Raw genomic sequence first — 10,018 nt, 5'->3', positions numbered from 1 at the left:
AAAAGACCGCCGTCAGCTTCATGGGCGTCCTTTGCCTTGCCTCCACACTACTGTGGTTCAAGTGACAACAGGCCCTAGGGCTCTGCGGCCCTCGCGATAACGGGCGGCAGAGCCTGCAAGGCGAGGCGGGCTTCCCTCTCCCGTCTGGGAGAGGGAAGCCCGCGACGTCCTGGTCTTTCGAACAAGAGCGACTTTCCCTTCACAGAGCATGTCGCCGTAGCGCCCGCCCCGAGGGCCGCGACGATGAGGGCCGCGAAGGTCTCGCGCCGCAGGACCCAGTCCGGGAGGGAGGGCATGGCGGCGCGCGGCCCGTCAGAACGCCGAGATCAGCACGATGCCCCCGACCATCAGGGCGGCGCCGAGGAGCCGCGGCGGCCCGGCCTCGACCCGGCGCATGCCGAGCCAGCCGAAATGGTCGAGCGCCACGGAGGTCAGGAGGTTCGCCGTGATGAGCAGGCCGTTGAAGGCGCCGGCCCCGACCGTGTCGACGAAGAGGAGGCCGGCGAACACCGCGACTGCCCCGGTGAGGCCGGCGAGCGGCATCCACCAGCGCAGGCCGGCGAGGTCCTGGCGGGTCGGCAGCGGCGAGGGCTTGAGCAGGGTCATCAGCGCGAAGGCGAAGACGACGGGCAGGAACGACACGGTGGCGGCGAGCCAGGGATTGAGCAGCGCCCCGCGCAGCTGCGCGTTCCAGACCACGCCGATCGCCATCAGGGCGCCGGCCACGAGGATGAACGGGTAGAGGAGCTTGCCGCCGACGCCGTGGCTCTCGCCCTCGTCCCTCTTTCCGGCCGAGCGGGCGATGAACACCACGCCGGCCGCCATCAGGAGCCCGCCGAGCCAGGGCAGCGGCTTGAAGCCGGAGGCCTGGAGCCCGAACAGCCCGAAGGCGTCCATCGCCAGCGAGGTGATGATGTTGGCGGTGAGCGTCAGGCCGTTGAACGGCCCGGCCCCGACCTTGTCGATGAAGGCGAGCCCGCCGAACACCGCGACCGCGCCGGCCAGGCCCCCGAGGGGCGCGTACCATGGCATCTTCCCCAAGGTCTCGAGGCTCGGCAGCGGCGTCGGCATCACCAGGAACAGGGTGACGAACACGAACACGATCGGCAGGAACGACACCGTGGCGGCGAGCCACGGATTGACCATCCGCCCGCGCAGCTGCGCGTTCATGGCGTTGCCGAGGGCCTGCAGCGCACCGGCCACCAGGATGAAGGGGTAGAGGAGCGCGGCGATCGACACGAGGAGCAACCTTCCGGTCAGCGGGGCGGGTCAGACGAGGAGGAGGCCGGCCAGCGCCAGCCCGAGGGCCGGCGGCATGACGAGCGCGCCGAGCTTGAGGAAGCTCCAGAAGCCGACGTCCTGGCCCTCGCGGCGGATGGCGGTGAGCCACAGGATCGTGGCGAGCGATCCCGTCACCGAGAGATTGGGACCGAGATCGACGCCGATCAGCACCGCGCCCGCGACCTTTTCCGGCACGTGGGCAGCCTGCACCGCCCCCCCGGCGATCAGGCCGGCCGGCAGGTTGTTGACGAGGTTGCAGGCGACCGCGATCAGCGCGCCGGCGCCCCAGGCGGTCTCGGCGGCGGACGCGGTCGCCGCGCGCTGCAGCGCGCCGGCGATCATCGCCAGCACGCCGGTCTTCTCCAGCGCCTCGACCAGCACGAACAGGCCGGCGACCAGCGGCAGCACGCTCCAGGACACGTCCTTGACCACCTCGACGGCCCCGCGGCCGCGGCGAAGCGCGAGCACGATCAGCGCGGTGGCGAGGCCGGCCACGAAGGTCGGCAGGCCGAGATCGCGACCCAGGGCCGAGGCGCCGATCAGCACCGCACCCGTCGCCACGATGCCGAGGCCCGCGACGATGCCGGTGCGGGACAGGGACGTCGTCTCGACCTCGGTGGCGACCTGCTGCCGGCGCAGGGTCCCGTTCTGGGTCCACCGCAGGACGAGGTAGGTCGCCGCGATGGCGAGGACCGACGGCAGGCCGAACAGGGCGAGCCACCGGGTCAGCGGCGGCATGTGCTCGGCGAAGACCACGAGGTTGGCCGGGTTCGAGATCGGCAGCACGAACGAGGCGGCGTTGGCGATGAAGGCGCAGATGAACAGGTAGGGCAGCGGGTTCTCGACCCTGGCGGCGCGGGTGGCGGCGTAGACCGCCGGCGTCAGCACCACCGCGCAGGCGTCGTTCGACAGGAACACCGTGACGACCGTGCCGACGAGGTAGACGAGCGTGAACAGCCGCGTCGCCGAGCCCTTCGCGGTGCGCACCGCGATGCCGGCGAGCCAGTCGAACAGGCCCTCCTTCCGGGCGACCTCCGACATCAGCATCATGCCGACGAGGAAGAGGTAGACGTCGGTGCCCTTGAGCACGCCCTCCCAGGCGGTGCCGGCCGGCAGGAGGCCTAGGACCACCAGGGCCAGCGCCCCGAGCACGGCCCAGACCGCCTCCGGCCAGGAGAACGGGCGCACGATGACGCCGAGGGTAGCGAGGGCGGCGATCGCCCAAGTCGCGAAGCTAGGCCAGGTCGCGAGGTTGGGGCTGAGCGTCAGCGCGGCCATGCGGGGAGAAGTCCTGTGGTCATGTCACGAAGAGGATGATCGGGGCCGGATGTGCGGCTTCGCCGGCGCCTGCCTTATCCCACCCGCGGCCTCATCCTGAGGTGCGAGTGAAACGAGCCTCGAAGGAGACCTCCAGGGATCGCATGATTTCCGGAAGCCTCCTTCGAGGCTGCCGCACGCGGCAGCACCTCAGGATGAGGCGGTGGATGGGACGTGTCGGTCGTTGATAAGGTCTCCGGGGGCCGGCCTGCCCGCCCTCACCACTGCCGCCCGTTCCGGTTCGGCCCGAGCTGCGTCCCGAGCAGCCCCCGGCCGGGCCAGGCGCCGAGCGCGTCGGCGTCGCTGCCGATGCCGCGGGAGGTGGGCAGGGCGCTCGCATCGGTCGCCGGCTCGATCAGGTCGGTATCCTCGGCGCCGGCAGACATCGCCCGCACCGCGACCGCCCGGGCGCCTGCCGGCCAGTCCAATTCGGCCTCGTGGCAGCGCCCGCCCTCCGGCCGGGTCATCCTCTGCCACGGCCCGTCGTCGATGCGGCATTCGACCGTCTCCGCCGGCCCGAGAACGAGGGCGCGCAGGGTGAAACGCTCGCCGATCGCGTGGACGGCCTCATGGTCGGCCTCATGGCCGGTCTTTTGGGCGAGGCGCCGGTCGGCCGGGGCGGTGATCAGCACGAACGGCCAAGGCCTGCTCAGCTCCTTGAAGCGCCAGCTGACCACGCCGCGATCGAGGGCCGCCACCGCGTAGCCGACCGGCCCCTCCTCGATCTGGCCGGTGGAGCGGGCGGCCGCGTAGACGGTGCGGCCGTCATTGGCGAGCTCGTTGTAGTGGGTGTGGCCCATCTCGACGAGGCGCACCGGCCCGCGATGGACGAGGTCGGCGACCTGGGCGGCCTCGCCCTCGCCCTTCAGGTCGGCCGGGTAGCTGTGCATGAACAGGATGCAGTCCCGCCCTTCCGCCCCCGCGAGCGCGGCCTCGAGCCAGGCGACCTGGTCGGGGCCGAGGCGAAAGTCCGGCCCGCCGCTGCCGGGCCCGCACATGTCGAGGAAGAGGCAGCGCACGCCCCGGACGTCGACGGCGTAGGGCAGGCGCGGGACGCTCAGGCCGGCATAGAAGGCGTCGAGGCTGCCGCCCTCCCTGTCGTGGTCGCCGGTGATGACGTGAACCGGCAGGCGGAGCGTGTCCAGCCCCGCCCGCACCAGGGCGTACTGCTCCGGGCGGCCGTGATCGGCGTTGTCCCCGGGCAGGAAGACGAAGTCGAGCCCGTCGGCCTCGCCGATCTGGGCGACGATGGCCCGGTAGTCGCGGGCATTCTCGGCCTCCGCCCCGGTCAGGTGCAGGTCGCCGATATGGGCGAAGGCCAGGAGGGAGGCGTTCGGGCTCGCGTCAAGGCTGTCCGGGGCGGTCATGGCTCGGCCTCACGCGGCCGCGAGCGCCGGGCGGCCGCTCGGGTCGGACGGCGTGCGGGCCTGGGCCGGCGCGAAGCCGCGGGTCTCGGGCATCACCAGGAGGTAGAGGGCGAAGCCCGCACCCGCGATCGCCGCGAGCGTCAGGAACGCCGCCCCGTAGCCGGCCGACACGATGATCACGCCGGCGAGCGTGGCGCTCAAGGATGCGCCGAGCCCCTGCGCCGTCGCGACCGCGCCCTGGCTGACGTTGAACCGGCCGGTGCCGCGGGTGAGGTCCGCCACCACGATCGGGAACAGCGCCCCGTAGACGCCGGCGCCGATGCCGTCGAGGAGCTGCACCGCCACGAGGTAGAACGGGTTGTTCGAGACGGTGTAGAGCACGCCGCGCAGGGCCAGCACCCCGAAGGCGGCGAGGAAGATCGGCTTGCGCCCGATCGCGTCGGCCTTGGCGCCGACGAACATCGCCACCGGCACCATCACGTATTGCGCCGCCACGATGCAGATCGCGATCAGGGAGGTGGCGTTCTCCTTGCCGGACAGGTGGGTGAGGAGCTGGCCGACCGAGGTCAGCATCGCGGCGTTGGAGAGGTGGAAGATCGCCGCCAGCAGCGCGAACAGCATCAGGTACTTGTTCTGCAGGAGGACCGTGAGGCCGGAGGGCTGCTCGCCGCCCTGGTCCTCGGCGCTGTCGAGGCCGCGGGCGAGGTCGTTGTCGATGGCCTCGGAGGGCACCAGCAGCATCGCGCCGATCGACAGCGCGGCGAGCACGCCCATCAGCCAGAACACCACGACCGGCCCGAACAGGTAGGCGAGCCCCCCGGCGAGCGCCGCCGAGACGGCGTTGCCGGCGTGGTTGAAGCCCTCGTTGCGGCCGATGCGCTTGGAGAAGAGTTTCGGGCCGACCACCCCGAGGGTGATGGCGGCGAGCGCCGGCGGGAAGATCGCCCCCGCGATGCCGGCGAGCGACTGGGTGGCCGCCACCGCGTAGAAGTTCGAGATGAAGGGCAGCGCCAGGCAGCTCAAGGTGACGGCGAGCGCCGCCGCGATGACGATGGCGCGCTTGTGCTGCGAGCGGTCGATGAGCGCGCCGGCGGGCGTCTGGGCGATCAGGCCGGCGATGCCGGCGATCGTCATGATCATGCCGGTGGTGGCCTCGTTCCAGCCCTGGTCGGGGCCGCGCACGGCGATGAGGTAGATCGCCAGGTAGGGGCCCAAGCCGTCCCGCACGTCCGCCAGGGTGAAGTTGAGCGCGTCGAGGCCGCGCAGGGCGCGGGTCGAGGGCTGCCTGTCCGGTGTACCGGACGCAGAGGCAGGGACGGAGGTTGCCGTGCTCACCGTGATGTCTCCCTGAGGAAGGCCTGGCCGATCCGGAGCCGAGAACCGGCCAGATCGCGAAAAGTTGCGCTGTGACCGGGATGAATCGTGCACGAGGCAAGTCCGGCCCCGCGCGCCACTTGCGAGAGCCCGCTCCGGTCAGAACCGGCCCGGCGGGGGCGGCGCGCCGGGGCCGCCCGGCGGGCCGGCCTCGCGGCGCGGGGGCCCACCGACCTCCACCATGGCGTCCTGCGTCGGGCCGAGGGCGCGGACTCCACCACGGTGCCGAGCGCGCTCTTCGTCACGCGGCCGCGCAGGCTCACGGTCTGGCCGGGCTGGAGGCTGGTGGCGAGGCGCGCCGCCTCGTGCGGCGGCAGGGGCAGGGCGGTGCCGTTGTCGAGGAGCGCGCCGTTCACCTCGCCCCGGCGCCCGTGCAGCAGGGCGGTGATCCGGCCGCCGAGCACCGTCTCCTCGGCCGGTTGCTCGGCTGCGCCCAGCATGACCAGGGTGGCGCCGGTGGCCTCGTTGCGGATCGCAGCGCCGTCGATGAGCGGCAGCGCCCGGGCGCGCAGGCCGCGCACCGAGACCGCGTCGCCCGGCCGGACCGTGAACACCAGGGCGGCCGACATCCGGGGCGGCAGCTTCACCTCGGTGCCGTCATTGAGGATCAGGCCGTCGACGTCGCCGCGCGGGGTCAGCGTGTATTGTCTCACCGTGCCCCTCGTCTCCGGCAGGGTGCCGGGATCCCAGACCGCGACGTTCTGCGCCGCGGCCGGGCCGGCCGCGATGACCGCGGCCGTGAGGATGGCCGCCCCGAGGCGGGACCCGGTGCCGTGCATGCCTGCCGTCATGGTTGTGGCTCGTCCGCACCGGCGGGCGGCCGGCTCGGACGATCCTTCCCCAATTTCCGTGCCAGAACCTAAGCCTTTGAAAGATCACGATATCATCGAGGCAGGCCGGGGGTCAGGCGTCGGGATTCAGGACAGCCTCCGTCGGGTTTTCCGACATCCCGGTCTCGCGCCCGAGGCCGTAGCGCTCGATCTTGGCGTAGAGGAGCTGGCGCTGGATGCCGAGGCTCTTGGCCGCCCGGACGCGGTTGCCGCCGCTCGCCCGCAGGGCCCGGCGGATCATCGCCTCCTCGAGCCGCGCCACGGCGCCGGGCAGATTCCCGTCGAGCCAGGCCGGCACGGCGTCCTCGCGATCCGGCGCGAGCCCGCCCGCGAGGCCGAGATCCGAAGGCCCGATCACCGGGCCGCGGGCGAGCACCGCCGCCCGCTCGATCACGTTGCGCAGCTCCCGCACGTTGCCGGGCCAGGGATGGCGCATCAGGGCGGCGGCGGCTTCCGCCGCCAGGCGCTTCGGCCCGGCGCCGCCGAGCGCCAGGAAGTGCTCGGCCAGCGGCAGGATGTCGGCCAGGCGCTCGCGCAGGGGCGGCAGGGTGATCGGCACGACGTTGAGGCGGTAGAAGAGGTCCTGGCGGAAGCTCCCCCCGGCGACGAGGCGCGGCAGGTCGCGGTGGGTCGCGGCCACCACCCGGACCGTCACCGGCACGGGCCGGCCGCCGACCGGCGTCACCACCCGCTCCTGCAGGACGCGCAGGATCTTGGCCTGCATGGCGGGGGGCATGTCGCCGATCTCGTCGAGGAACAGCGTGCCGCCTTCCGCCTCCCGGAAGGCGCCGGGCCGGTCGGCGGTCGCCCCCGTGAAGGCGCCGCGCAGGTGGCCGAACAGCTCGCTCTCCAGGAGATCGGCGGGGATCGCCGCGCAGTTGACCGGCACGAACGGGCCGGCCTGCCAGCGGCCATGGGCGTGGAGCGCGCGGGCCGCGACCTCCTTGCCGGTGCCGGTCTCGCCCTGCAGCAGCACGGTGGCGTCGCTGTCGGCGGCAAGCCCCACCGCCTTCTGCACCCGGCGCATCGCCTCGCTGGAGCCGATCAGGCAGGAAGCGTCCGGGAGGGCGGGCGGCTCCGGCGGCGCCGGGCTGCAGGCCAGCATGCCGGCGAGGAGCGCGGCGAGATCGGCCCGGCCGACCGGCTTCGTCAGGTGGTCGTAGGCGCCGAGCCGCATCGCCTCGATGGTGTTCTCGGCGCTGGCGAAGGCGGTCAGCACCGCGACCGGCGGCGCCTCCGGCCTGGCGCGCAGGCGCTGCAGCACCGCCATCCCGTCGAGCTCGCCCGGCATGCGCAGGTCGAGGAGCACCGCGGCGATCGCCGGATCGGCCGCGACCCGCTCCAGCGCCTCCGCCCCGGAGGCGGCCAGCACCGGGTGGTGGCCGAGGTCGCTCACCGTCTCGGCCAGGCCCTCGCGCAGGGCCGGCTCGTCGTCGACGATCAGGACATGCGCCATCAGGGGAGGGACCATGGCAGATCGAGCTCGAAGGTCGCGCCGGAACCCGGGCCGTCGGGAGGTGGGGCGGCGAGGCGCACCTGTCCACCATGGGCGCGGGCGATCTCGCGCACGAGGGCGAGGCCGAGCCCGGTCCCGTCCGGGCGGCCGGTGACGAAGGGCTCGAACAGGCGTTCGCGCAGGGACGCCGGTACGCCGGGGCCCTGGTCCGTCACCCGGATCCGCAGCCGCTCGCCCGCGACCTCGGCCGAGAGCCGCACCACGCCGCCCGCCGGGCTGTGCTGGATCGCGTTGAGCAGGAGGTTGTCGAGGGCGCGGCGCAGCTGCGCCTCGTCGAGGCGCGGGCGCTCCCGCGGCGCCTCCGCCACGGCGATCCGCACGCCCTGCGCCCGGGCGAGGTCGTCGTGGAGATGGGCGCTCTCCGCCAGCACGGCCGCGAGGTCGGTGGGGGCGAGCGCCGGGGCCCGCTTCTGGGTCAGGCTCAGGAGGTCGCGCAGCAGCCGGTCCATGCGGGCGACCTGAACCAGCACGAGGTCGAGGGCGGCCCGGGGCCGGGCCGGGTCGGCGCTCGCCAGCGCGTTCTCGGCCTTGAGCCGGATCGCCGCCAGGGGGTTTCGGATCTCGTGGGCGATGCCGGCCGCGAGCTGGCCGAGGGCCGCGAGGCGCTCGGCCTCCGCGGCGCGCCGGCGCGCGGCCGCGAGCCGGGCGCCGGCGGCGTTGAGCGCCTCGACCAGCCTGTCGAGCTCGCGCAGGCCGGTCGGGGCGAGGCGGGGCAGCTCACCCTCGTGCGGCACGCCGCCCTCGTCCGCGTCGCGCCCGAGCTGGCCCTCGAGCCGCGCGATCCGCCGGCCGAGCAGGAGCAGCAGCCGCCCGAGGAGCAGGGCCGAGCCGAGCACGGTGGCGGCCAGGAAGCCGAAGCCGGCGAGGAGCTGGCCGTAGGCCCGGCCCTGGTCGGTATAGACCCGCGCCATGGTCCAGGCCGTCGCGCCCTGGATCGGGCCGCGGAGGGGGCAGCCCTGCACCACCAGGGTCTGGGTGCGGGCGACCCGCCGCGTCGTCACCGGCCTCCCGCCGCTCAGGGTCTCGGCGTTGACGCGCCGGATCGTGTCGAGCTCGGCCGCCGGCAGGTCGGTCTTCGGCCCGGTGCCCTCGTAGGTCGGGAACGCGTAGGCCGCCGAGCCCCCGGCCGCGGTCCAGATCCCGCCCTCGACCCCCGGATGGGCGGCCAGTGCCGTCACCACCACGTCGGTGAGCTGGCCCTTGAGCGTGTCGTCGACCTGCGCGACGCTGCCGCTCCATCCGGCGCTGAAGAAGGCGAACCGGTCGCCGATCTCGCGGCAGGCCCGGGCGACCTGCAACTCGGCCTGGGCGACCTGTACGGCGGCGGACTGGGTGTAGAACTCGGTGAGCAGGTAGGCGGTGGCCGCGGCCGAGGCGAGCAGCAGGATCCAGAGGGCGAGGAGGTGGGCGCGGAGGGAGCGGAGGCGAGGGGGCATGGCGGTGACGGACGGAGCCTACGCTCTCATCGGGATTGAGATGACGCTCTCGTCCTCGGCGAATGGATCGACATCCTTCTATCACCGAGACGTCGCGGGCGCCGCAGGCCGAGCACCGCAGGCGCAGGGCCATGTCCGGGAACGGCAGGTCGGCCGGGAACGGGTCGGCGCTGACGATGACGTGGCGACCGCAGCCGTGGCAGTTCGCGGCGATGCGAGACGATCGATGCGCTGGAGAACGAGGTCCGCGCGTTGGCGCGGCACTTCGACCGGCTGGAGCGGGCGCTGCGCGCCGCGGGCGGCGAGGTTGCCGCGATGCCCAACCCCTGAGGCGCCATGCCCTGTGCATGGTCCTGCGATGGCTGGGGCTGTGGTGGCGGGGGGCCACGAACCCGCGCCCCGACGCTGGCTTGCTGCGCCTCGTGGAGGACTTCCGGCAACGCCCCGCCGACGCGATGGCCGCAACCCTCGATCACCGCCACCAGATGCGCGGGACCATGCACGCGCTGCGGCGCGAGGTGGATCACCTCCGCACCTATCGAGCGGAGGCCGGGCGCCGGATGATGCGCCACGGCATCGAGCCGCCCGAGGGCATCACCTGAACGAGATCCCGATGCCGCCCTTGACCAGCGATTGCGTCGGACCGCGGGCGTAGCCCACATACGCCAGGGTGTCCGCGGTGATGCGGGCGGCCACCGAGATCGAGGCCGCGCCGGTGCCGTCGTAGCCCGCGCCGCCCACCGACACCGCGAAGCGATCCCCCGCGTTGGGCGGCAGGATCGTGATGGCGCCCGAGAGCGCGATGCCCTCCCGGAAGCGCTCGGCCTGCCGGTCCATGCGGGCCGCGATGGCCACGAGCGCCGAGGCGCTGAGGCCGCCCGGCGGTCCGGCTGGCCC

At 73.5% G+C, this 10,018-nt stretch carries 9 protein-coding genes; 1 reads left to right on the top strand and 8 read right to left on the bottom strand.

Going from position 1 to position 10,018, the window contains the following annotated elements:
- Window positions 1-312: 312 nt before the first annotated feature.
- The 7 genes from EU555_RS33405 to EU555_RS33375 form a co-directional block, all read right to left on the bottom strand.
- A complete protein-coding gene (locus EU555_RS33405; protein ID WP_245524625.1) occupies window positions 313-1,239 on the bottom strand; it encodes a DMT family transporter in 927 nt (308 codons plus the stop codon).
- A 30-nt stretch (window positions 1,240-1,269) separates the two neighbouring features.
- Window positions 1,270-2,559: an arsenic transporter gene (locus tag EU555_RS33400; protein ID WP_135419637.1), complete on the bottom strand. Its 1,290-nt coding sequence runs from the start codon at window positions 2,557-2,559 to the stop codon at window positions 1,270-1,272.
- 257 nt (window positions 2,560-2,816) lie between these two features.
- Window positions 2,817-3,965: a metallophosphoesterase family protein gene (locus EU555_RS33395; protein ID WP_135419636.1), complete on the bottom strand. Its 1,149-nt coding sequence runs from the start codon at window positions 3,963-3,965 to the stop codon at window positions 2,817-2,819.
- A 9-nt stretch (window positions 3,966-3,974) separates the two neighbouring features.
- Window positions 3,975-5,300 carry an MFS transporter gene (locus tag EU555_RS33390; protein ID WP_135419635.1) on the bottom strand — a complete coding sequence of 442 codons (1,326 nt, stop codon included), beginning with the start codon at window positions 5,298-5,300 and terminating at the stop codon, window positions 3,975-3,977.
- Window positions 5,297-6,130, bottom strand: a complete 834-nt coding sequence (locus EU555_RS33385) for a hypothetical protein (RefSeq protein WP_245524624.1) — start codon at window positions 6,128-6,130, stop codon at window positions 5,297-5,299. The genes EU555_RS33390 and EU555_RS33385 overlap by 4 nt, the downstream gene beginning before the upstream one ends.
- Before the next feature lie 112 nt (window positions 6,131-6,242).
- Window positions 6,243-7,625, bottom strand: a complete 1,383-nt coding sequence (locus EU555_RS33380) for a sigma-54-dependent transcriptional regulator (protein WP_135419642.1) — start codon at window positions 7,623-7,625, stop codon at window positions 6,243-6,245.
- Window positions 7,625-9,121, bottom strand: a complete 1,497-nt coding sequence (locus EU555_RS33375; RefSeq protein ID WP_135419634.1) for a sensor histidine kinase — start codon at window positions 9,119-9,121, stop codon at window positions 7,625-7,627. Before EU555_RS33375 ends, EU555_RS33380 begins: the two co-directional genes overlap by 1 nt.
- Window positions 9,122-9,531: 410 nt before the next feature.
- Between EU555_RS33375 and EU555_RS33370 the strand changes: the two genes are divergently transcribed.
- Window positions 9,532-9,723, top strand: a complete 192-nt coding sequence (locus tag EU555_RS33370) for a hypothetical protein (protein ID WP_135419633.1) — start codon at window positions 9,532-9,534, stop codon at window positions 9,721-9,723.
- On the opposite strand, the gene EU555_RS33365 is transcribed toward EU555_RS33370, so the two are convergent.
- A complete protein-coding gene (locus tag EU555_RS33365; protein ID WP_205821048.1) occupies window positions 9,716-9,976 on the bottom strand; it encodes a YadA-like family protein in 261 nt (86 codons plus the stop codon). The two genes, EU555_RS33370 and EU555_RS33365, sit on opposite strands and share 8 nt — an antisense overlap.
- Window positions 9,977-10,018: the final 42 nt, after the last annotated feature.

This window comes from Methylobacterium nonmethylotrophicum, assembly GCF_004745635.1.
GTDB classification, from domain to species: Bacteria; Pseudomonadota; Alphaproteobacteria; order Rhizobiales; family Beijerinckiaceae; genus Methylobacterium; species Methylobacterium nonmethylotrophicum.
This window is presented reverse-complemented; position numbering and strand designations above follow the sequence as displayed.